Annotated in this window: 17 protein-coding genes; 3 read left to right on the forward strand and 14 right to left on the reverse strand. The window is 68.9% G+C overall.

Annotation, left to right across the window (positions count from 1 at the left end):
* Positions 1–29: 29 nt before the first annotated feature.
* The 8 genes from VD972_RS23615 to VD972_RS23650 form a co-directional block, all read right to left on the reverse strand.
* On the reverse strand, positions 30–659 hold the full coding sequence (locus VD972_RS23615; protein ID WP_414654104.1) for an RNA polymerase sigma factor: 630 nt from the start codon (positions 657–659) through the stop codon (positions 30–32).
* Positions 660–773: 114 nt separating this feature from the next.
* A protein-coding gene (gene prfB / locus VD972_RS23620; RefSeq protein ID WP_324990619.1) for a peptide chain release factor 2 occupies positions 774–1896 on the reverse strand; the annotation gives its coding sequence in 2 pieces (ribosomal slippage) (positions 774–1826 and positions 1828–1896; 1122 coding nt in all).
* A gap of 33 nt (positions 1897–1929) precedes the next feature.
* Positions 1930–3243, reverse strand: a complete 1314-nt coding sequence (locus tag VD972_RS23625; protein ID WP_324990621.1) for a DUF4105 domain-containing protein — start codon at positions 3241–3243, stop codon at positions 1930–1932.
* A gap of 75 nt (positions 3244–3318) precedes the next feature.
* A complete protein-coding gene (gene ybeY / locus VD972_RS23630) occupies positions 3319–4164 on the reverse strand; it encodes an rRNA maturation RNase YbeY (RefSeq protein ID WP_324990623.1) in 846 nt (281 codons plus the stop codon).
* Between the two features lie 26 nt (positions 4165–4190).
* The gene (locus tag VD972_RS23635) at positions 4191–6731 is read right to left on the reverse strand and encodes an HDIG domain-containing metalloprotein (protein ID WP_324990625.1); all 2541 of its coding nucleotides are present in this window, start codon (positions 6729–6731) and stop codon (positions 4191–4193) included.
* Between the two features lie 109 nt (positions 6732–6840).
* Complete coding sequence (locus tag VD972_RS23640; protein ID WP_324990627.1) at positions 6841–7923, reverse strand: PhoH family protein; 1083 nt, start codon at positions 7921–7923, stop codon at positions 6841–6843.
* 88 nt (positions 7924–8011) lie between these two features.
* Positions 8012–9184 (reverse strand): DUF4388 domain-containing protein, encoded by a 1173-nt coding sequence (locus VD972_RS23645; RefSeq protein ID WP_324990629.1) that lies wholly within the window; start codon positions 9182–9184, stop codon positions 8012–8014.
* A gap of 12 nt (positions 9185–9196) precedes the next feature.
* Positions 9197–11389, reverse strand: coding sequence for a hypothetical protein (locus VD972_RS23650; protein WP_324990631.1), 2193 nt, complete (start codon positions 11387–11389; stop codon positions 9197–9199).
* A gap of 146 nt (positions 11390–11535) precedes the next feature.
* Here VD972_RS23650 and mazG point away from each other — a divergent pair, with 146 nt between their 5' ends.
* Together mazG and rpsT are read left to right on the forward strand one after the other, a co-directional pair.
* On the forward strand, positions 11536–12711 hold the full coding sequence (gene mazG / locus VD972_RS23655; RefSeq protein ID WP_324990633.1) for a nucleoside triphosphate pyrophosphohydrolase: 1176 nt from the start codon (positions 11536–11538) through the stop codon (positions 12709–12711).
* A 79-nt stretch (positions 12712–12790) separates the two neighbouring features.
* Positions 12791–13063, forward strand: coding sequence for a 30S ribosomal protein S20 (gene rpsT / locus VD972_RS23660; RefSeq protein ID WP_324990635.1), 273 nt, complete (start codon positions 12791–12793; stop codon positions 13061–13063).
* Positions 13064–13091: 28 nt separating this feature from the next.
* On the opposite strand, the gene lptE is transcribed toward rpsT, so the two are convergent.
* The 3 genes from lptE to leuS are packed head-to-tail and all read right to left on the reverse strand — an operon-like array spanning position 13092 to position 16716.
* Entirely contained in the window at positions 13092–13607 is a 516-nt protein-coding gene (gene lptE / locus VD972_RS23665; RefSeq protein WP_324990637.1) for an LPS assembly lipoprotein LptE, read from the reverse strand.
* Positions 13608–13638: 31 nt separating this feature from the next.
* Complete coding sequence (locus VD972_RS23670) at positions 13639–14205, reverse strand: hypothetical protein (RefSeq protein WP_324990638.1); 567 nt, start codon at positions 14203–14205, stop codon at positions 13639–13641.
* A gap of 12 nt (positions 14206–14217) precedes the next feature.
* The gene (leuS, locus tag VD972_RS23675) at positions 14218–16716 is read right to left on the reverse strand and encodes a leucine--tRNA ligase (protein ID WP_324990640.1); all 2499 of its coding nucleotides are present in this window, start codon (positions 16714–16716) and stop codon (positions 14218–14220) included.
* Between the two features lie 190 nt (positions 16717–16906).
* On the opposite strand from leuS, the gene VD972_RS23680 reads away from it, so the two are divergent.
* Positions 16907–20710 (forward strand): immunoglobulin-like domain-containing protein, encoded by a 3804-nt coding sequence (locus tag VD972_RS23680; RefSeq protein WP_324990641.1) that lies wholly within the window; start codon positions 16907–16909, stop codon positions 20708–20710.
* 121 nt (positions 20711–20831) lie between these two features.
* Here the strand turns inward: VD972_RS23680 and VD972_RS23685 are convergent, their stop codons facing one another.
* The 3 genes from VD972_RS23685 to VD972_RS23695 form a co-directional block, all read right to left on the reverse strand.
* Positions 20832–21590, reverse strand: coding sequence for a DUF5953 family protein (locus VD972_RS23685; protein WP_324990643.1), 759 nt, complete (start codon positions 21588–21590; stop codon positions 20832–20834).
* Position 21591: 1 nt separating this feature from the next.
* On the reverse strand, positions 21592–21939 hold the full coding sequence (locus VD972_RS23690) for a DUF6310 domain-containing protein (protein ID WP_324990644.1): 348 nt from the start codon (positions 21937–21939) through the stop codon (positions 21592–21594).
* Between the two features lie 350 nt (positions 21940–22289).
* On the reverse strand, positions 22290–23454 hold a 1165-nt coding region (locus VD972_RS23695), incomplete at its 5' end, for an MYXO-CTERM sorting domain-containing protein (RefSeq protein WP_324990646.1).

Consider the following 23454-nt stretch of genomic DNA (forward strand, 5'->3'; position numbering starts at 1 on the left):
CACGTCCATCAGTCTCCGCTGAAGTCCCCTCATTCCTCAAGCCGCCCCAGCAAGTCCGCCAGCTTTTCTCTCGCCCGGTGCAACCGGCTCTTCACCGTCCCCTCCGCCAGCTCCGTGATCTCGATGATCTCCTCGTAACTCAGACCCTCGATGTCTCGCAGCGCGACCAACATCCTCGCGTCCGGCTCCAGCTGCCCGATCGCCCACTGCACCCGCGCCCGCTCCCGCGCCGAATCCAACGCCGCATCTGGAGTCTGGGGTGCGCCCATTGCGCCCAATAACACATCTTCGCCTACTTCCCCATACTCATCCGAGCGGCCACGCCCTCGGCGCTTCAGGTACTTGAGGCGGTTGATGCACTGGTTCTTGCTGATGCGGAAGATCCAGGTGGAGAGCTTGGCGTCCTCGCGGAACTTGCCCACGTTCTGGTGGACGCTGACGAAGATCTCCTGGACGAGATCGTTCGCCTCCTCCCGGTCGGCCAGCATGCGCAGGCAGAAGTCGTAGACCCGGTCCTGGTGCTCGCGAACGAGCACCTCGAAGGCCTCGGGCTCGCCCCGGCGCAGCCGCGCCAGGAGCAGACGATCACCCTCCCCGTCCGGCACCCTGGCCGTCACCGTTGCCTCCTGCCCCATGTCGAGCAGCTCGCTCGAAGACACCTGTGCCCTCCGTGGACCGGCTCCCAGGGCACCCCTCCGAGCCTACTACACCGGCTCCGGCTGCCCCGCGGACCCTTGGACAGCCGGGCCGCGAGAAGGTTCCCAGGGGCTTGCTCAGTCCACGGCGGCGCTGCGGTTGGGGTTCTTCACTCCCAGCAGCTGTGGGGTGATGAACTGATCCAGGCTTCCGTCCAGCACCGAGTCCACGTTGCCCGTCTCCACCCCGGTGCGCAGGTCCTTCACCATCCGATACGGCGCCAGCACATAGCTGCGGATCTGCGAGCCGAAGGAGATGTCCTTCTTCTGCGCCTCCGCCGCGTCGCGCTCGGCCTCGCGCTTCTTGAGCTCCAGCTCGTACAGGCGCGCGCGCAGGATCTTGAAGGCCATGTCCTTGTTGGCCGACTGCGAGCGCTCCGTCTGGCATGTGATCAAGATGCCGGTGGGCAGGTGGCGCAGCTGAGCCGTGGACGAAGTCTTGTTCACCTTCTGGCCGCCCGCGCCGCCGCCCCGGATGAACTTCAGCTCGTACTCCTTCTCCGGGATGTCGATCTTGATGGAGTCGTCCACCTCCGGGTACACGTCCACCGAGGCGAAGGCTGTCTGCCGCCGCGCGTTCGCGTCGAAGGGGCTGATGCGCACCAGCCGGTGCACCCCGATCTCCGCCTTGAGGTAGCCGTAGGCGTACTCGCCCTTGATGTGCAGCGAGACGTTCTTGAAGCCCGCCTCCTCGCCCGCGACCATGTCGCTGACTTCCACCTCCCAGCCGCGCTGCTCGCAGAAGCGGGTGTACATGCGCATCAGCATGGCGGCCCAGTCCATGCTGTCCGTGCCGCCGGCCCCCGCGTTGATGTCCATGAAGCAGTTGCTGCGGTCGAACTCTCCGGAGAGCATCCGCGCCAGCTCCAGCCTGGCGACCTCCGCCTCCAGCCCCGCCAGCGAACCCTCCGCCTCCTGGGCGCTGGCCTCGTCGTTGGCCTCCTGGGCCAGCTCCAGCAGCGTCTGCGCGTCGTCCAGGCCGCGCAGCGTCTTGTCGAACGCCGCCACACTGGCCTCGAGCGTCGACTTCTCCTTCAGCAGCGCCTGCGCCTTGGTGTTGTCGTCCCAGAAGCCAGGCTGCGTGGAGTCACGCTCGATCAGCGAGATGCGAGACTTCTTGCGGTCGAGGTCAAAGATGCCCCCGGAGCGCGAGCAGGCGCTCCCGAAGGCTGCCGATCTTCTCCATCGTGTCGTTCGCCATGGTGCAATCCTCGTTGAACGCGCGACCCGCGCGCTAGGGAGACTTCAGGGAAGAAGGAAGGGGCTGCTGCCGCGGCTCACGGCCTCCCGCGGAGGCCCGCTCCAGCAGCCGATCCAGGTGGAAAGCGCCCGCGAAGCCCAGAGAGATGGGCAGGATGAAGGCGATGAGCCGCCAGTTGTCCTGGTTGAACACGGGGATGACCTTCAGCAGGAGCCCCAGCACGCCAAGGCCCGCCAGCACGAGCCAGACGACTCGCAGCCAGGCCCGCGCCTTCACCGAGCCCCAGGCGAGCGCGATGCCCAGCGGCACCACCCCCAGCGTCAGCGGGCTGGCCAGGAAGAGGTTCTCATTGCGGAACGCCACCGTGTGATCGGTGAACAGCCACATGATGGCCAGCACCAAGCCCGGCACTCCGAGCGCCAGCCCCAGGAGTACATGCTCCAGCCCCAGCAGCACGCGCGGCAGCCGAGCCCCGCGCCGCCCCCAGTACGCCAGCCCCACCGCGCTGCCGCCCACGGCCAGCCCCAGGAGCAGCATCCACGGCCCATACCGCGGCGGCTCCTCAGGAGGACGCGGCCGGTCCGACTTGAAGAAGTCCCAGCTCTTCGCGACGAGCGGCGCCTTCTGCCCGTCCGGCCCCGTCACCTGGAGCGAGGCCACCTGCCGCTCCAACTCGTCCGGGAGGAAGGCCTCCTCCCAGCGGGTGATGGGCTGGTCGATCTCGTCGTTCATCAGGAAGTCGAGCACCACGCTCATCGGAGGGCTGACCGCGGTGTAGCGGCGCGTGTGCTCGCGCAACGTCATGCGCCCGGGGGCGGCGGCGGCCTGCCGGAGCTGCCCGCCCACGGCCCGGTCGATCATGTCCCGGAGCCGGGTGACGCAGTTGTCGTTGTAGTGGTGGTAGAGGTACTCCCGGTTCTGCGGCAGGACGTTGTCCGCAAGCAGGCGGCCGATCTCCACGCGCTGCGCAGGCGTCAGGTTCAGCTCCTGGAGGCGCACATCGCGGTTCATCGCCCGGTAGTAGCGGTAGGTGCCCGAGGGGCCTGCCTCGGCCACCCAGAACTCGAGCCGCCCCATGGCGTAGCGCCCGAGCATGGTCGAGTCGAAGGAGAACATCCCGTAGTTGTAGAGGCGCGCCGCGCCCAGGCGCCGGTCCTCCACCACGAGCGAGCCGTGCCCCCACCACGAGGCCACATCATCGCCAGGGCTGAACGTCACCAGCGAGATGGCCAGGTCCTCGCCCTTGCTCTCCCCCGTACCCCAGGGTGCAGGTGGGGCCGCATGGGCGGGAGCCGCGACGAGCAGCAGGCCGAGCAGGCAGGCAATCAATGGCGCAGAGCGGGGCATGTTCCGTCCAACAACTGGAGGCACACCTACCTATCATGCGCGTCGCGCGACACAACGGAGAGGTTCGCCCGACTGTCAGACAAGCCGCCGGGCGCGGCTGGCACGCACCGCGTCGGCCACCATGCCGCCTTCCCCGAGCAGCTTCTCCTCCAGGGCCGCCATCTTCCGGGCCTCCTGGGGGCGCTCGTGGTCATGCCCGAGCAGGTGCAGCAGGCCGTGCGCGAGGTAGCGCTCCACCTCCGCCTCCAGCGTCCGGCCGTACTCCTTGGCCTGCCGCTTCGCCGTGTCCAGCGAGATGACCACGTCCCCCAGCTGCCGGGGCCCCGGCGTCCCGCGCGGCAGATCGCCCGCCGGGAAGCTCAGCACGTCCGTGGCCTTGTCCTTCTTGCGCCAGGTGCGGTTGAGCCGGCGGATGGCCCGGTCCCCCACCAGCGAGAGGGACAGCTCGCACCCGTGGAGCTCCAGCCGCTCCATGTAGGTGCGCCCCAGCGAGGCGAGCGGCCGGGCCAGCGCCTCGCCCTGGGCGTGCGCCACTTGCACGGTGACGTCGTTGGCCGGGAGCGCCTCCTCGACGACCTCGACATGCGCCAGCTCGGGCCGGAACGCCGGTGCACAGATGGACCAGTAGTCACACGCCCCCTGCCCGTCATTGCGGTAGGTGACACGCCGGCCCTTTTGCACCCACCCCACCTCGCCCGCGGCGATGCGCTCGCGCTTGCCGTCGACAACCAGCGTCAGCTCGCCGCGCAGCACCAGCACGGCCTCGTCGAACTCGGGCTTCTGCGCGGGCTCGGACCAGCCCGGCGGCGCCAGCATCCGCGCCACGGACACCGAGGCACTCCCCGTGGTGGCCGCGCCAATGAACTCCTCGATGCGCTTGCCATCCTCGCGGGGGATGAGCTTTCCCTTGCGCAGTCTCACGAATCTCCACCCTCTGGGGGACGGCCTCAGGCGCTCCGGGCCTTGCCATCCTGCTTGGACGTGGACGCCACCACGAGCGGGCCGCCCTTTGGACCGCCTCCGAGCGCCCCAGCCGGGTACTCTGGGCGGGCGTGGTAGATGCCCTCGAGCGTGTGCAGGAAGGAGTTGGCGATCAGGTTCAGGTCCTTCAGCGTCAGGTCACACTCATCCAGCTGCCCCTCGGAGAAGATGAGGTTGATCATCTTCTGCACCTGCGCCTGCAGCTTCGCCTTGGTGGGCTCCGGCATGGCGCGCGTGGAGGCCTCCACCGCGTCCGCGATCATCACCAGCGCCGCCTCGCGGAACTGGGGCTTGGGGCCGGGGTAGCGGTAGATGCTCTCGTCGATGGGCTGGGGATTCTCCTTGCCCTCCTGCTCCTTGACGGCCTTGTGGAAGAAGTAGCCCACCAGCCGCGTACCGTGGTGCTGAGGAATGGCGTCCGCCACCAGCTTGGGCAGGCGGTACTGCCGCGCCATCTCCAGCCCCTCCGTCACGTGCCGCTTGATGATCACCGCGCTCATCGCCGGCGCCAGTGAGTCGTGCCGGTTCTCCCCCCTCTGGTTCTCCCCGAAGTAGAGCGGGTTCCGGCCCTTTCCGATGTCGTGGTAGTAGGCGCACGAGCGCGCCAGCAGCGGGTTAGCGCCGATGGCCTCCGCCGCGTTCTCCACCAGCGTCCCGATGATGATCGAGTGGTGGTACGTGCCCGGCGCCTGGACGATGAGTTCCTTGAGGGCCGGATGGTTCAGGTTGGCCAGCTCCAGCAGCTTGATGTCCGAGGCGTAGCCGAAGATGGCCTCGACCAGCGGCGTGAGCGCCATCACCATCACCGGCACCGCGATGGCCGTGCCTAAGCAGGCGAACACCGCCGTGAGCGCTGTCTCCCCCGTGAGCCCCTTGCCCTCCACCATGAAGAGGCACAGCACGGCCACCAGGTTCACCGCCCCGGTGATCAAGCCCACCTTGAAGATGCCCACGCGATCCCGCGCCCTGGTGATCCGGTCGGCCGCCACCAGTGCCCCCACCACCGAGTACACGCCGAACGACAGCGAGTTGCCCAGCATCACGCCCGCCAGGCACGCCAGGACGATGGCGAAGAAGAGCGCCAGCTCCTCGGAGAGGATGAAGCGCACGAGCATCGCGCCCGCTGCCATCGGGAAGGCGTAGTACAGCGCCTCGATGGGCAGCGCCGTGTAGCGATCCTGCACCGCGTCCGCGATGGACACCCAGAGCTGCAGCAGCCCTAGCATCACCACCAGCAGCAGCCCCAGCAGCACCCCGTCCTTGCGCGTGGGCCGGAACCGCCGGAACGCCGTGCGGCAGAAGACGAAGGACGCCGAGATCAGCAGCGCCACCAGCCCCGTGCCGCCGACTTGAAGCTGGATCAGATCCAGCTGGTCCGTCTGCGAGCGCATCCCCTTGAGGATGACCAGGTGCGTCTCGTTCACCAGCTCGCCGTCACCGATGACTCGCTGCCCCTTCTTCATCGAGAGGACGGCGTCCTTCACCGCCCCCGCCGCCTTCAGGCGCCGGGCGTTCGTCTCCGCGATGTTGATGGTCAGATCCGGGCGCACCAGCCGCTTCGCCAGCCGCAGCACCGCCCGGCGCTGCATGCCCGGCGCGTCCGGCAGCAGGTTGCCGGGGATGGAGGCGAAGCGGTCCATCTCCGCGTACGCCTCGCGCGTGTCCATCACGTTCGCCGCGTTGCCCGGCAGCGTCTGCTCCCCGCTGTGGCGCACATCCCGGACGGTGATCCCTGCCGGGCCCTCGCGCGTCAGCTCCTCGCGCGAGCCGGCGATGAAGAGCGGCCCTCGCTCCGAGCCATACGCGCGCTCCAACAGCACCAGCGTCGCCGCCTCGGCCTCCTCCGAGAACCCGTTGGCCAGCAGCGCCTGGAAGTCCTCCACCTCCACCGCCGTGTCCCGCTGGCGGAACAACAGCTCCTGGAAGTCCCCCTGCAGCGCCTCGCGCTCCTTGCGCAGGCGCTCCAGCTCCTCTGGCGTCGGAAGCGGCGTCACCGGCTTCTTCACCTTGGGCGCCTGCGTCGCCTTGCCCTCCTTCCGCCCCTCCCCCTCCTTGCGTACCTCTCCCTCCCCTTCCTCACTCAAGCGGCTCTCTTCGGCGGCCTTTGTGGCCAGGCGCACCCGCATCTCCGAGAAGGCCAACTTCACCGAGCCGCGGATCTGGTCCACGACGGCCGGGTTCAGGTCATACACAGGGAGGACGGAGTTGCGGGCCTCCTGGCGCCGCTGCTCCGTCATGGCGCTGTGGATGATCTCGTAGTCCCGCGCGGCCTTGAAGCCGGCGGGTGAGTTGGCCCGGAAGGGCTTGCCCAGAGACTCGTCGGTGAGGGCGGGGATCTGCTGGCTGTAGAGCCCCGGAGAGATGACGAACCCGGCAGCCACCGACACCCCGAGCAGCAGCGCGATGAGGCTCAGGCGGCGGCCCCAGGATTTGTCGCCCAGACCTAGACGGCGCATGAGCGCGTCCAGGGGGCTCGGCCTGGGGGAGGAGGGTTCCGGTTCGGCCATGGAACCCCCGACCCTACGCAAGCCTTGACCGCCCTATCAAGGACGCAGGGCTTTTCCCGCCCTCTTCCTTGCTTGCTCGAAGGCTGGCCTCACGGCCAACCTCCTGAAATCACGTGGCGATGGGCTCTTCCACTTCCGGCGTCTCCGGCTCGACGGGGTCCTGCGCCTCCCGGGCCGCCTGCTCCTTGGCCGTCACGGACTTGGAGGCCTCGAACCGCTCGTAGGCCCGGATGACCTCCTGAACCAGGGGGTGGCGTACCACATCCACCTCCGTGAACTCAGAGAAGCAGATGCCTTCGATGTTCTTGAGGATGGCCCGGGCGTGGTTCAGGCCGGACATCTTCCCCACCGGCAGGTCTACCTGGGTCACGTCACCTGTCACGACGGCCTTGCTGTTGTAGCCCAGGCGCGTGAGGAACATCTTCATCTGCTCGACGGTGGTGTTCTGCGCCTCATCGAGGATGACGAAGGCGTCATTGAGCGTCCGGCCGCGCATGAAGGCCAGCGGAGCCACTTCGATGACGCCCTGCTCCAGCAGCTGCGTGGCACGGTCGCCCGCCATCATGTCGTGCAGCGCGTCATACAGGGGGCGCAGGTACGGGTTCACCTTCTCCGCCAGATCGCCCGGCAGGAAGCCCAGCTTCTCGCCCGCCTCCACGGCCGGCCGCGCCAGGATGATGCGCTTGACCTTCCGCTCCTGCAGGAAGGCCACCGCCATGGCCATGGCCAGGTAGGTCTTTCCCGTACCCGCCGGACCGACACCAAAGACGATGTCGTAGGCGCGGATGGCCTCCACGTAGCGCTTCTGGGCAATGCTCTTGGGGGCGATCTGCCGGTTGCCCGAGCTCTTGAGGACGGGGCCCAGCATCACCTCACCGAGGGTCTCGGCGCCGCCGCGGCCCAGCACCTTGATGGCCTGCTCCACGTCCTCCCGGTACACGGAGCGGCCGGCGCGAATCATCTCCACGAGGTTCTCGACGAGGCGCACGGAGAAGGCCACCGCATCAGCGGGGCCGGACAGGTGCAGCTCGGTGCCGCGCTGTCCCACGCGCACGCCGAGGCGGCGCTCCATGAGCTTCAGGTTCTCGTTCTGGTTGCCGCAGAGGGCCAGGGCGGTCGCGTTGTCCTGGACATCGACCTTGGCAGAGGTGGGGCGGACGGCAGGAGCTTCCAACGTGGCAGGGTTTCTCAAAGAGGTCCGTTCCTCCATTCGACTCAAACAGTCCCGGACTGAACGTAACGTCGGCCCCTGACCCGGGAAAGGGAGGCAGGCGGGCTGGCTATTGCAAGGGAGGCAGGAGCACGAACTCCCGAGCAGCCAGCCGCCGGTAATAGTACTGCTCCCGCCAGGGGTAGCGCAGCTCTTCCGGCTTCAACAGCTGCGCTTCCACCAGCGCATCCAGCTTCTCCGGCAGCTCGCCCTTCTCCAGCCGGAAAACCTCCAGCGCGGCCTCTATCCGCTTGACTTGGGCCCGAGAGATGAAGCGCTGGGCCGCAGGATCGGAGAACGTGGAGGCAGGCGAGCTGGCCAGGGAGACAACGCCCGAGAGCTGGGCCACCACGAAGACGATCGCGCCCAGGGCGGCCATGCTGGCTCCCAGGTTGCCCAGGCCGTGCCCCACCTTCTGCAGCACGCCGTTGCGCTCGGTGCTGGGGCCTCGGCCATCCCCCGTGAGCGGCCGGATGTACTCGAGGTTGATGAGGTTGAGCAGGGCCTTGCAGGTCTCGAACTCGCCCAGACAGCACACGTCGATCAGCTTCCGGACATCGCGGCCAGGGGCGACCTTCTCGTAGACAGCGCGCTCCGAGTCTCCCACCGACTTGAAGTCGCCCTTGTTCTCGTCCTTCTTCTTCTCCGAGAAGGCGTCGTCGAACGCGGCGTCGAGATCCTCCTCCTTGTGGACGGGCGGAGGCAGCGGCTTGAGGGTCTCGAAGGTCATCTCGTGCCGGTTGATCCTCCTGCGGATCACCGGCCACTCATCGACCATCCGGAAGCCTTCCATCAGCACCGACTCGGCACGCAGCGGGGTGATGGCCTCCGAGTCGTTCTCGACGGGCTCGGCCTTGAACTCGTAGGTGCCCGCGTCCCAGCTGAAGAGCCGGTAGATCGTCTCCGTGGCCTGCAGCTGCATCATCTTCTTGAAGCGATCGGCGGTGATCGCCCCGCTGGAGACGAGGACATCTCCTAGCCGCTTGAGGGTGCGGCGCTGCGTCTCCAGGGACTCTTCGAGCTGGGCCTCGGTGATGATCTCGGCGCGGACGAGCATGTTGCCGATGAGATCCTTCTTCTTGCGGGTGACGCTCTCCACCCGGGCGATGTTGCCGTCCTTGAAGAAGATGTTGACCTCCTGCTCCTTGTTGGCCAGGCAGAGCTGCCCTGTCTTCTGCTGCTGGCCAATGAGCTGCAGGATGTCCGCGATTCCGAAGTCCTTGAGGGTTCCCTGGAGAGCCATGGGGTTGCGGGCCTACTCCGCCTGGCGCTTGCGCAGCCCGCGCAGCGACAGGAGATAGAGGGGGAGGATGAGCAGGGCGACGGGCAGCAGCTTGAGGTACACCGGCGCCTCGCCATAGGGGGCCCGGAACACGCCATCGCGCAGGAGCACGGCGGCCAGAGCCAGCAGGAAGAGGAAGGTGTAGACCGCGCCGCGGATGGGCAGCCCGGAGAAGACGTGGCCGGCGCCGGACACCAGCGCCCCGAGCGCCAGGGCCAGCCGTCCCATCCACGTCTGGTGACGCTGCACCTCGGCCTGCTTGCGGGCGCGCAGCGCCTCTGGCACCACCCCCTTGCGGGCGAAGACGTTGGTGCACTGGCTGCACATGAAGGCGCCCATCCCCAGGTCGGGATCACACCGGCGGCACACCGGGCGCCCACACTTGTCGCAGGACTTCGAGGCCTGGAGCCGATCGCGCGCATAGCCCCACAGGAAGAAGAGCAGCGCGAAGACCGCGGGGTAGATCCGCGCCGCCGTGCCCGTGGTCCCCAACAGCAGGCGGTCGAGCTGGGTCTCGACGCGCTCGCTCGTGGCCGTCCCAACCGCCAGGGACATCATGTCGGAGGAGGGCAGGTTCGGCGACAGCAGCAGCAGGTTCACCAGGAGGCGATCGTCCGGAGGCACATCCCGCCCCACGAGAGAGGAGTCCAGCCGCTGGGCCACCTCCATGGTCTGTCGGGCGCGCTCCAGCGCGGCGCCCACCTGGGCGTCCGGCAGCCCTCGCGCCTGGTGCCGGTAGAGCAGCGCCAGGTTGTAGGGCGCGGCCGCGAGCGAGGAGTCCGCCTGTTGGGCCTCCTGGTAGATGCGCGTGGCGGCATCCATGTCCCCAGAGGCCAGCAGCACGTTGCCGTAGTTGGTGAGCAGCAGCGCGTTGCGCTGCTTCAGGGCCGCCGCCGCCTTGTAGGCCGTGGCGGCATCCTCGAGCTGTCCGCGGCGGGACTGGTAGCGCCCCAGGGCGAACAGCTCCGCGAAGGTGGCCTCCTTCGCCGCGTGGCGCGTGAGCACCCGGGACGCCGCCTCATCCCCGGTGAAGCCACCGCGCTCCAGCAGGTACACGTCCTCGGCCACCGTCCCCGCGAAGGCGGTGAAGTGGGCCATCTGGCCCGCCACCAGGGGGATCGCCCCCACCAGCGCCAGCAGCACGGCCGCCACGGCCCGCTCGGTCATCGTGAGGTAGAGCGCCATCGCGGCGAACAGGACGATCAGCACCGGCACCACGCCCAGCCGCAGCAGCACGGGCGTGAGGAGCACCGCTGCCGCCACCGCGATGGACTGGAAGCGCCCCATGCCGCGCGGGAAGAGGTGGTGGAAGTCGTGCAGCACGTAGCGCAAGCGCCGCGCGAAGAGCACGCCCACCACGGCCACCCCCGTGGCCAGCAGCGCCAGCAGCGCCATGGCCCCCAGGTTCGCCAGCGCCGGCCGCCAGAAGCGGGGATCCCTCACCAGCGCTCCAAGCCCCGCCTGGATCTCGCCCGCGTAGTTGCCCACAGCTCCCAGGTTCTTGCGCGCATAGGCATCCGCCAGCGCGAAGCGGGCATAGGGCAGGTTCGGCGAGAGCGCCACCGCGGCCTCGGAGAGCTGCACCGCCCGGGTGTGATCCTTGGCCTTGAGCTTCTCCTGGGCCTCTCTCAAGAGGCTCACGCTGAAGGTGTCGAAGTCCGTGGCGGACACCTCATCCCGCAGCTTCAGCAGATCCCTGCGGCTCTGCTCCGCCACCTGGGCATCTCCCTTCTGTCGCGCCTCCCTCCAGCGCTCCCACACAGCCAGCAGATCCGCGTCCGAGACACGGGGCGCCAGCAGGGGCGGCGGCGGGGGACGCGTCGGAGCCTCCGCCGGTTTCGCCGAAGCAGCAGTCCCCTCCGGCGTGCTGGGAGGCGCCGCGGGCGTCGCCGGCTTCTTCTCCTCCGGCACGGGCGCCTGGGCTTCCTCCTCTTCCTCCTCCTGCGGGTCCCGGCCCTTGGGCTTCTTCTTCGAGCCCTTCCTCGGGGGCGGGTCCTCGTCCTCGTAGACCGAGTCGTCCTCCTCCGAGTCATCGGACGGCGCGACGTCGGGATCCACCTCCTGGAGAGGAGTGGGAATGTCGATCTGCGCGTTCGCCTTCACCGCCGAGAGCAGCGCAAGGCAGAAGAGCACCGGGAGGAGGCGGTAACAAAAGGAGTGAGGCATCCGGACCTTCGATGATAGGCGAGGGCCCTCACTGCGAAAGCAATCCCACCCCTCTCGCCCCCTGGCTTACCGGGTAGGCGGCCATTTCCAGGGATCAAGCAGGCAGGCCCAGGCAGAGGCCGGAGGATTTGGAGGTTGGTTCACTCATGAGTGCAAGCGGGGCGGAATTGGAGCGGCTGGTCGGGATCATGGCGCGCCTGCGCGCCGAGGGTGGCTGCCCGTGGGACCGGGAGCAGGACCTGCGCTCGATGCGCCCCTACCTCGTCGAGGAGACGTTCGAGGTGCTGGACGAGATGGACCGGGTGGCCTACGGCGGCCCCTGGCGCTCGCTCTGCGAGGAGCTGGGGGATCTGCTCTTCCAGATCGTCTTCCACGCCCAGCTGGCCGCGGAGAAGGGCGAGTTCACGATGGAGGATGTCTGCCGCTCCATCAGCGACAAGATCGTCAGCCGCCACCCCCACGTCTTTGCTGATGGCCAGGTGAAGGGCTCCGAGGAGGTGCTCTTCAACTGGGAGAAGATCAAGGCCGAGGAGAAGAAGCGCAAGACGGGCCGCGAGGGCTCGGTGCTCGATGGCGTCCCCACGGCCGCCCCGGCCCTGCTGCGCGCCGAGCGGCTCACCGAGAAGGCCAGCCGCATCGGCTTCGACTGGCCGGACGTGGCTGGCGTGCGCGCCAAGCTCTACGAGGAGCTCCAGGAGCTGGACGAGGCCATCGCCTCCGGCAACCGCGACGAGCTCGAGCACGAGCTGGGCGATGTCCTCTTCTCCCTGGCCAACCTCGGCCGCTTCCTGAAGACGCCGCCCGAGGATGCGCTGCGCATGGCCGGCCGCCGCTTCATCACCCGCTTCCAGCACATCGAGTCCGCGCTCCGCGCCGAGGGCATCCCCCTGGGTGAGGCTACATTGGAGCACATGGAGCGACACTGGCAGGCGGCCAAGGCGGCGGAGAAGGCCCTCCCGCCCCCCGCTTCCCTGCCCCGGGCCCCACTCACCTCGCTGCGCTTCTGCGTTTCGGACGTCGCCGCCCAGGAGGCATTCTGGAACGCCGTGGCGCCGCTGATCGGCTGGCAGGCCGAGCGGGGAGCTCCGAGCGAGGCCTGCTATGGCGATGGGGCCCTGCGCCTGGTGTTCACCCCCGGATCGGCCGCGGGTTCCTTGTCCGGAGCGGCGCCCTCACTGACCCTGGGGGCCCCATCCGTCCGGGCGGTAGAGCGGCTCCGGGTCGCGCTGGAGGCCTCGCACCCGGGGGCCGTGCAGGGCGCCGAGCCCCAGCGGATCCGCTTCCGGGATCCGGCCGGACTGCTCTGGGAATACACCGTGTAAAACGTGCACCTTGACGCTCGGGGGGCGTCGCTGTAGGTACGGCCCCCTCTTTTTCCACAGTTGTCCGTTGGAGATTACCTTGGCGAACACCAAGTCTGCAGAGAAGCGCAACCGTCAGGCCCTGAAGCGCCGCGCCCGCAACAACACCGTGCGCACCTCGGTGAAGGGCGCCCTGAAGAAGGCCCGTGAGACCATCGCCACGAAGGATACGGCGAAGACCGGGGACGCCCTGAAGGACGCCATCCGCACGCTGAACAAGGCCGCCTCCAAGGGAGTCATCCACCCGCGCAACGCCTCGCGCCGCATCGCCCGGCTCTCCAAGGCCGCGCAGGCCACCAAGGCCGCCAAGTAGTCCGCGGGCCGGAGCGCCCCCGAGCGCTTCACCAGTTGCGGGCCAGCCGCTCGTAGCCCTCGCGCATCAACGTCTCCGAGAGACGGTGGAGCGCGGCCTGGCGGTTGGCCTCGGCTTCCAGGACATCCCCGCTGCCCGGCAGGTAGTCCTCCGTACCGGAGACGCTCGTCTCCGCCAGTACCCGCTCGTCCTTCAGCAGCCGCAGCCGCACCTCCGCGAAGGCGCGGTAGCTGGCCAGTTGCGGGGGGCTCTCGGGTGTGGGCTCGGTGACGATGGTGGGTGAGCTGTACACGCCCGTCACGACGCCTTCGAGGCGGGCCTCGCACACGGCCCCATCCCCCAGCGTCCCCACGCGAACCAGCTCCTGGCGCATCGCCCGGGTGAAGAGGGTCTCCAGGCCCGGCTCGGGTGTCTCGTTTAGGAAGACGGGGGCGCAGACGGCGCGAACACCCTCGGGCAGCGTCGTGTCTCGAGGCACAAAGCGGTAGCCACACCCCAGTCCCGCCACGAGCACCGCCGCCACCGCCGCACAGAGCCGAGCCATGGCGCCCACAGTAGCGGGCCCCGATCGCCGGTCAAGCGCTGGGGCCGAGCGCGCCAGGGCCATCGCGGACCGCCACACCGCGTGAGACCAGGGCCTGAGCCGCCGCGGTCCAGGACGCATCCAGGAGGCGCGCCCGGTCCGAGCCGAGCCTCACCAGGCCCAGCGGCCACTGGAGGCGCTCGCCACCCGCCTTCACCACCAGGAAGTACCGACGCCACAGCACGGCCCCGAGCAGCCCGAGCCCCGAGAGCACTGCCGCCACCGGCCTCAGGGACGGGACGACGAGCGCGAGGACGAGGGCGATCGGCACCAAGGCCAGGGACTCCACGAAGAGGCGGCGGCCGAGCGCCACGCCTTGGAGCTTGCCGAGCTCGACGACGACGGGGGCCGCGGAGGCCTCCGCGTGGTACGTCAGCCGCCGGTCCACGCCCGAGATGGCGTGCCCGCCCCCTTCCATCAAGAGAAACGGCGCCTGCGGTGCCGCTCCCGCGGGCAGCGGTGCCTCTGGCAGGGTCTCCCCGCACGCCACACAGGGGCCCTCGCGGGCCGGCTGCGGCCTCCTGCACCTCGTGCACATGACGAGGACTTCGGTCGGCACCCAGGCCTCCGATCAGCCGACGACGAAGTTCACCAACCGCTTCGGGACGAAGACGAACTTGCGCACCGTCTTGCCCACCATGGCGGCCTTGACCCGCTCGTCCGCCTCGGCCGCGGCGCGCACGTCCGCCTCCGCCGCCTCCGCCGGCACCTTGATCTCCGCACGCAGCTTGCCGTTGACCTGCACCGCGTAAGGGATCTCGTCATCCACCACCAGCGCCGGCTCGAAGGCTGGCCACTCCTGGTTCACGGTGAACGTCTTCGAGCCGTACACCTCGGCCACCTCGTCTGCGATGTGCGGGGCGAAGGGCGTCAGCACCACGGCCAGCAGCCGCATGGCCTCGGCCATGGCGGCCTTCTCCTGGGGCGTCTCGGGCGTACCCACCGCGTAGAGCGCGTTGATGTACTCCATGATGCCGGCGATGGCCGTGTTGAAGGACAGGCGCTCGATGGCCTCCCCTACCCGCTTCAGGGCCTTGTGTGCAGCGCGGCGGATCTCCAGCGCCTTGCCCTCGAAGGGTCCGGCGTGCGTGGCGCCAGCGACGCCCTCATGCGTGGCGGCCAGGATCCATACGCGCTTCAGGAAGCGGAAGGCCCCCTCGACCTGGGCGTCGGACCAGTCGAAGTCGCGCTCCGGCGGGCCCGCGAACAGGACGTAGGTGCGCGCCGTGTCCGCCCCGTACTTCTTCACGATGGTGGCGGGCGTCACCACGTTGCCCCAGCGCTTGGACATCTTCCGGCCGTCCGGACCGTTGACGATGCCCTGGGTGACCAGGCGGGTGACGGGCTCGTCCACCGGCGACAGGCCCAGCTCCTTCATCACCCGGGTCCAGAAGCGGAAGTACAGCAGGTGCATCACCGCGTGCTCGGGGCCACCCACATACACGTCCACCGGCAGCCAGCGCTGGGCCTCCGCTGGATCAAACGGCGCGGCGTCGTACCTCGGCGAGAGGTAGCGCGCGAAGTACCAGCAGGAGTCGACGAAGGTGTCCATCGTCTCCGCCTCGCGGCGCGCAGGGCCTCCGCACTTCGGGCAGGAGGTGTTCACCCACGAGGCCACCTTGGCCAGCGGCGGCTCGCCCTTGCCCGTCAGCACCGCCTGGGTGTCGATCTCCGGCAGGCGCACCGGCAGCTGCGCCACGGGCACGGGGATGCCGCGGCGCTCCGGATCGCACTTCTCGCAGTAGACGATGGGGATGGGCGTGCCCCAGTAGCGCTGCCGGCTGAAGCCCCAGTCCTTCTGCCGGTACGTCACCGTGGCCTTGCCGCGGCCCTCGGCCTCCAGCTTCGCCGCCATCTTCCGGCGCGCCTCCTCCGAGGGCTGCCCGGAGTACTCGCCCGAGTCCGCCAGCACGCCGTACTCGGTGAACGCGGCCTCCAGCGTGTCGCCCGAGGGCAGCTTGTCCCCGCTGGCCGGCTGGATCACCACCTGGATGGGCAGGCTGTACTTGCGCGCGAACTCGAAGTCCCGCGCGTCGTGCGCCGGCACGCTCATCACCGCGCCCGTGCCGTAGTCGGACAGCACGAAGTTGGCGATCCAGATGGGCACCGGCTGCCCGGTGAAGGGGTTGATCGCGGAGGCGCCCGTGAAGACGCCTTCCTTGGTGGCACCCTCCGCCGTGCGGTCCGTCTTGCTGATGGCCGCCATCTTCGCGGCGAAGGCCTCCACCTCGGCGCGGCGCTCCGGCGTCGTCACCTTGGCCACCAGCCGGTGGTCCGGTGCCAGCACCACGTACGTGCAGCCATAAACGGTGTCGATGCGGGTGGTGAAGACGCGGATCTTCTCCTCACTGCCCTTCACCGCGAAGTCGGCCTCGGCGCCCTCCGAGCGGCCGATCCAGTTGCGCTGCATGCTGGTGATGCGCTCGGGCCACTCCTTCAGCTTGTCCAGCCCGTCCAGCAGCGCCTGCGAGTCCCGGGTGATCCGGAACGCCCACTCGGGCATCTCCTTGTCCACCACCGGCGAGTCACAGCGCTCGCACGTGCCGTCCTTCACCTGCTCGTTGGCGATGACGGTGTGGCAGCCGGTGCACCAGTTCACCTTGCTGAAGCGGCGGTACACCAGCCCGCGCTCCAGCATCTGGATGAAGAACCACTGGTTCCACCGGTAGTACTCGGGCTGGCTGGTGTTGAGCTCCCGCGCCCAGTCGTAGCTGTAGCCCAGCGAGCGGATCTCCGCCTTGAACGAGTCGATGTTCTCCTGCGTCCTCACCGCCGGGTGCACGCCGTCCTTGATGGCCGCGTTCTCCGCCGGCAGGCCAAACGCGTCCCACCCCATGGGGTGCAGCACGTCATGGCCCTTCATCCGGAAGTAGCGCGCGTACACATCCCCGATCAGGTAGTTGCGCACGTGCCCCATGTGCATCTTCCCGCTGGGGTACGGCAGCATCTCGAGGATGTACTTCTTCGGCGCCCCAGGCCGGGTGCCCGCCCGGAACACGCCCGCCTCTTCCCAGCGGATCTGCCACTTTCCTTCGATCGTCTGCGGCTCGTAACGCTCGTTCATCGCCATATGTCGGTGCGCCTCTTACGGGAGCCCTGCCTCCTTATCAACAAGCGGATCCCGCCCGAACAGACGGGTAAGCCCAGGACTCACACATACAGCCCTCGTGAACTTTTCGCTTGCTACTGTTCACGAAAGAAGTCATGCTTTCCCTGTCTCGGCTGGACCTGTCGGAGTCCAGCACCTCCGGGGAAGTCAGATGACACCACGTTCCGTTTCGAGAGCCGTCCTGCTGCTTGCCGCGCTGACCGCCCTCTCCTGTGGAGAGGAGCCCGGTGAGCGGTCGAACGAGTCGTCGTCCGAGCTGACGGAGCTGACGCCTGGCTCCGGGGCGCAGGTGCTCGTCAGCGCCAACAAGGTGCTGGTCCTGAGCAGCAGTGTGGCAGGCGAGCGTCAGAGCCGTGAGGCGCAGGCCGTGGCCGCCCTGTCGCCCGCGACCTCGATCGAGTTCGCGTCGCCGGAGCAGTGGCGGAGCAAGACGGTCCAGGAGTTCATGTCGTACAAGGCCCTCATCATCGGCGATGCGGCGTGCCAGAGCGGCACGGCCGCGTTCCAGGCCGCGGTGGACACCCGCGCCACGTGGGGCGCCATCGTCGACGGCGACGTGGCCGTGATCAGCACGGACCCGACCAGCAACCACACGCCGCAGCTGGTGGAGAAGGCGATCCGGTTCGTCCTCAACTCGCAGTACAGGCGCACGGGCATGTACATCGCGCTGGGCTGCGCCTACCAGAGCGCCCCCGCCGACACCGTGGTGACGCTGCTGGAGCCCTTCGGCACCTTCAAGGTGCAGGGCGTGCCGGGCTGCGCCAGCTCGGGCCATGTCTTCACGACGAGCACTCCCCTGCTCTCCGACGGCCTGGAGGATCCGATGCTCATCGGCGACGGGTGCGCGGCGCGCTCGGTGTTCACCTCCTACCCGAACCGCAACTTCTCCTTCGTGGCGGTCGCGCAGGGCTCCTCTGGGAGCTCGATCCCTGGCGAGCAGCTCTTCTCGGACTTCCTCGTGGAGCCGGACGCCGAGACGTTCTTCGCGGGCACGCCCTACGTCCTCGCGCGCGGCACCTCGCCCCTGGCGGCCGGCTGCGGCATGGACCCGGTCCCCTCCGGTGAGGAGTGCGATCTGGGTGACTTCATGAACGGCCAGCCCATCATGCCGGGGCAGGATCCGCTCAACAGCTGCTCGTACTCCTGCCGGCGGAACTGGTGCGGCGACGGCGTCGTGGACGCGATCTTCGGTGAGGAGTGCGACGAGGGCGCCTACAACGGCCGCACCCAGGACGCCTCCGGTAACATCGGCACCTGCAGCGCGTTCTGCCGGGTTCCCAACCTCCCGCCGCCTCCCAGCAACCCTCCGCACGCGCTCTGCCAGAACGTGACGGTGGTGGCGGAGTACACCTGTGGCGTCGACGCCTACGTCGACAACGGGTCCTATGACCCGGACAACGATCTGCTGGACTGCACGCAGAGCCCCGCCGGTCCGTACCCTGCGGGCAACACGACGGTGACCCTGACCTGCAGGGATCGGGCGAACCACACGGCCTCGTGCACGGGTGTGGTGACCGTGGTGGACCAGGTGGCGCCGACGGTCACCCTCAACGGCCTGGCCCTCGTTGCCCAGGAGTGCAACCGCACCGGCGTGTACCAGGACCCTGGTGCCACCGCGAACGACATCTGCGAGGGCCCGCTGTCCGTCGTGAGGACGGGCACGGTGAATATGGGGCAGCCCGCCAGCTATGGGCTGACCTACAGCGCGACGGACGCATCCGGGAACCAGGGCTCGGCGAGCCGCACGGTCAATGTGGTGGACACGACCCGGCCCACCATCACCGTCGTCGGTGCGCTGAACCAGACGGCGGAGTGCGGTGGCACGTACACGGATCCGGGCGCCACGGCGAACGACACGTGCGCCAGCTCCGTGCCCGTGACGACCAGCGGCTCGGTCAACACCACCTGGCCGGGCACCTACAACCTCATCTACTCGGCACGGGATCCCTCGGGCAACATGGGCGGCACGACCAGCCAGCGCACGGTGACGGTGAGCGACACGCTGCCTCCCACCCTCACGCTCAACGGCCCGGCCACCATGCCCCTCGAGTGCGGCTCGACGTTCCACGACTCGGGTGCCGTGGCCCATGACCAGTGCGTGGGCCCGGTGATCGTCACGAAGACCGGCACGGTGGACAGCCGGGTGCTGGGGCCCCACACGCTCACCTACAGCGCGAATGACGGCCGTGGCCACAGCGCCTCGACGACCCGCACGCTGACGGTCCGCGACACGCTGGCGCCGTCCATCACCGTCCTCGGCCCGCTCCATGACACGTTCGAGTGCGGCTCGGCCTACGTGGATCCCGGCGCCACGGCCAACGACGTCTGCGCCGGCAACCTGACCTCCGCCATCCAGGCGACCCAGGTGGGCAACCCGGGCCAGCCGGGCACCTTCTCCATCGCCTACAGCGTGAGGGATCCGTCGGGGAACACAACCACCTCGGCCATCGTCCGGACGGTGTCGGTGAATGATAGTGCGCCCCCCACGCTGTCCCTCCTCGGTCCTGCCAGCCATGCGCTGGAGTGCGGCACGCCCCACACGGACCCGGGCGCCGTGGCCCAGGACGCGTGCTTCGGGGATGTCACGAACCGCATCCAGCGCACGGGCTCGGTGAACCACCAGGTGCCGGGCGCCTATACGCTGCTCTACAACGTCGCGGATCCCGCGGGCCGGAGCGCTCCGACCCTCGCCCGTCAGGTGAACGTCAGCGACACGCTGGCGCCGTCCCTCACGGTCCTTGGCTCGCTCAACGCGCAGGTCGAGTGCGGCACGGCCTACACCGATGCGGGCGCCACGGCCACGGACGTCTGCGCCGGCAACCTGACCTCCGCCATCGTCACCTCCAGCACGGTCAACTCCGGCGCGCCGGGCTCCTACGCCGTGAGCTACTCGGTGACGGATCCCTCTGGCTCCACCGCCACGGGCGGCCGGGCGGTGACGGTCCGCGACACCCAGGCCCCGCAGATCCAGCCGCGCTCCGGCCCCTCCGCCATCCAGTGCAACGGCGCGCCCTATGTGGATCCGGGCGCCTTGGCCACCGACGCCTGCGCCGGGGATCTGACGGCGAGCGTCACCTCTACCACCAACCTGGACCAGACCCGGCCCGGCACATACTCCGTCACCTACCGCGTGGCGGACGCCTCGGGCAACGTGGGCACCGCGGTCCGCATGCTCACCGTGGGCTCCTGCGCCACCTGCGTCAACGTCGACCTGGACGGCTACAACCTGTTCCTGCTCGAGGACTACAACGGGGGCCACGACGTGGTGGGCAAGGTGGCGGCGGGCGGCAACATCACCATGACGGACTTCGCGGTGGGCTCGGGCCTGCCGGACACCAACATCTCCAACACCCTGGTGGCCGGTGGCAACCTGACCCTCTCGCGCGGCGCCGTCTGGGGTGACACCCGGTACGGTGGCACCTTCAGCACCAACCCGAGCGTCGTCTACCCGCGGGGTACCGTGGCGCAGGGCAACCCCATCAACTTCGCGGCCCGGTTCGCCGAGCTGCGCAGCCTGTCCTCGCAGCTGGATAGCCACGCGTCCAACGGCACGACGACGCGCGAGAACTGGGGCGGCGTGATGATGCGCGGCACGAGCGCGAACGTGAACGTCTTCGACGTGAACGCCAGCGCCTTCAACGGCGCGGTGCTCTGGTCCATCGACGCGCCGGCCGGCTCCTTCGTGGTGGTCAACATCCGTGGCGCCACGGCCAACTTCGGCGGCTTCGGCATCCACTTCAGCGGCGGCATCGACCAGCACGGCGTGCTCTTCAACTTCGTGGACACCACCCGCATCAACGCCCAGGGCTTCGGCTTCTGGGGCACGGTGCTGGCGCCCTACGCCCATGTGAACTTCAGCAACGGGAGCTGGGATGGTGGCATGTACGCCAAGTCGTTCACGGGCAACGCCGAGGGCCACATCAACCCGCTGAACGATCGCGAGATCTGCCCGTAAGCACTGTGGCGGGGGCTGCTCCCCGAGCCCCCGCCGCGGCCCTCCTCCGAGGCTGGTCCCTGGAGTCCCCTCGCCCTGCCTTGCTTCAGTGGCAAAGCCAAGAGACGCGCAGCAGCGACCCTCAGCGCGGAGTGACGCGTCCGCCAATCTCCGGGAAGCGCTCATAGGCGCTCAAGAGCGCGTCCAGGTGCGCGGGGTTGTCGAGATCCAGCGGCACCTCCGTGAGCCGAACAACCCACCCACCCATCGCTGTCTGCCGCGCCCGAGAGAGCAGGTCCGCGTCGCGCGCAGGGTCCGGAAACCCGATGGCCCGAGCGGCAGCGGCCGACCAGTAGTTCAGCCACCCGAGTCGATGCGGAACCTCGGGCGAGCGGATGTCCCACGGGAGCTTGAGCGCCGGGAGCCCGCGTGGTGGAGGCTGCGGATTCGCCGCCCAGTTTTTCGTCTGGCGCGCGATATCCACCCCCGCACTGAACGGCGTCGCATGCCCCCAGAACGCGCGTGCGCCCTCCCCCACGCCCTCCAGCACATCCACTGCCACCGCGATGTCGTCTGCGGGCAGACGCAGGTTTGCATGGACTTCAAACTGGGCCTGACCGCCCGGCGAGCTGCCCGCCGAGGTTTCCGTTCCGTTAAGCGACACGAGGTAGCTCTCGTTGCCGTTGCAAACGAGCGGAAATCCCCCTTCCGGCCTCCCTCGGGCGAGCCATGCCTCGCGCTGCGGCAGTGGGATGAATTGCCCCTCGTCAGAAATCGCCCACCCCAGGCGCAGGCCTGGGAGCGCGCGTTCCATGGAATGAACAACGGCCAAAGGGCGGCCATCTTCGCCCACGAGCGCAGGCGCGTAGACGATGATGGTAATTCGTCGCTTGGCCGTCATCTCAACACCAGTCCATGACAACGATGAGTCCCTGGAGATCCGGGTACGCGTTCTCAAGTTCGGCTTTGTGCGCAGCGCTGCGCACCCCGACTCGGAAGTCAAACCCGCAGGCCCTCGCAAGGTCGCGCTCGCTCCGCAACTTCGGCCCCTGACTCGCGATCACAATGTCTTGAAGGGCGTCCGTGTACGTGTCGAAGTTGTCGGTCTTGACCTCCCAGAGAGTGCGCGTGGGAGGTTGCAGCGCGTCGAAGGCCTTGCCGTTGACGAGCGCGTTGGCGCCACGGAAGGCGTTGAGCGGAATGTTATCGGCGCATTCGTTATGGAAGGGGTGTCCACCCTTGGGCGGCACCCGTCTGGGGGTGCACTCCGGGCGGTGCTCTCGCGGCTCCCGGGACTCGGGGGGCTCGGGGGAAACCAGTCCCTGCCCAATCCCGGGCATACCCCCACGGTATCGTTGAAACGGACCCCGCCCGTGTCGAGCGCGTGAAAGCACCTCTCCACCACCACCGGCCAGGGCTGGGCGGCCTCTTGGGCCACACACCGCCCATCGTCCCTCCAGGGCAGCGCTGCCGCCCTCTGAAGATTGGCGATCCTCGGGTGCTGGGCCACCACTTCACTCGGGCGCGGCTCCGTCGTCGCACAGGAGGAGAGGAGGAGCAGGAGCCCGAAGAAAGTTCGAAGGCCCATGGGCACGTCCTTTCATTCAACAAGGGGGCGCTGCGGCTCAACACGGTCATGGTGGCGCCTTCGCACGAACCCCGCCGCCAACAGCAGCGCCACGGCTCCCAGCCCCACACCCGGAGAGGCCCCGCACCCGCAGGCCACGTCGAGCTCCGCGGGTTCCAGCACCTCGAAGGTCGTGGTCCGCGAGGAGAGGCCCGGATTGCCCTGGGCGTCCCACGCCTGGGCGGTGACGGAGTGCTCACCGGGCGCAAGCGCCTGTGCCGCCGTGAGCGTGTAGTAGAAGCGGCCCGCCCCGTCCAACGGCACGCGGGCCACCTCGACTCCATCCACCTGGAGGCTGATCGAGACGCCACTCGCGCTCGTCCCCGCAACCAGAGGGGTGGGATCGACCTGCTCGCCCTCCGCGGGAGAGACCACGATGGGCCCTGCACCGATGCCGCCATCAGCCACACCGCCATCAGCCACACCGCCGTCGGGCACGCCTCCATCGGCCGGTGCCACGACGTCGAAGCGGCTGGGCTCGGAGAGGGGGCTGCGGATGCCGAAGACCTCGGCGGAGGCGCGCAGCTCGTGCGGGCCTGGCGAGAGATCCGCGACGGCCCCATAGGCGAAGTCTCCGAGCGTGCCCCCCGCGGCCAACCTCACATATGGCACTCCATCCAGGAAGAGCTGAACCATGACGCCCGGCTCGGCCACGCCCTCGAAACGGGGGCGAAGCGCCACGCCGACCGCTCCATTCGCCGGCTGCGTCACTGTGGGCGTCGCTGGCACCCGCAGGGCGATGGGAATGGACTGGTCGCTGCCGTAGGAGCTCCCGCTGTCGGTGCTGGCCGGTCCCGCTCCCCGGCTGTCGCCCGTTGACATCGAGCGCCCAGGCGAACCCGCAAGGACTGTGACGGGACACGAGAGGGGCTCGCCCTGCAGGAAGACGAAGCCACCGCCGCCTCCTCCCCCGGGCCCCATCAGGAAGGAGGGATGCACAGTGTCTCCGCCCGCTCCGCCCGAGGCCTCCGCGGCGCCGCAAGCCAGCTCCCCAGCGGACCGCAGGGAGATGACGCCTCCCGCGCCGCCTCCTCCCGCCCCATCGTCTCCCCCCTGAGTCGTGGGCCCCACCGACAGGCCCCTCGCGCTGAAGCTCCCTGCCCCCGCCACCGTCCCCGCGCGGATGAGCACCACTCCG

Origin of the sequence: Hyalangium sp. (assembly GCF_035629615.1) — a bacterium.
Lineage (GTDB): Bacteria > Myxococcota > Myxococcia > Myxococcales > Myxococcaceae > Hyalangium.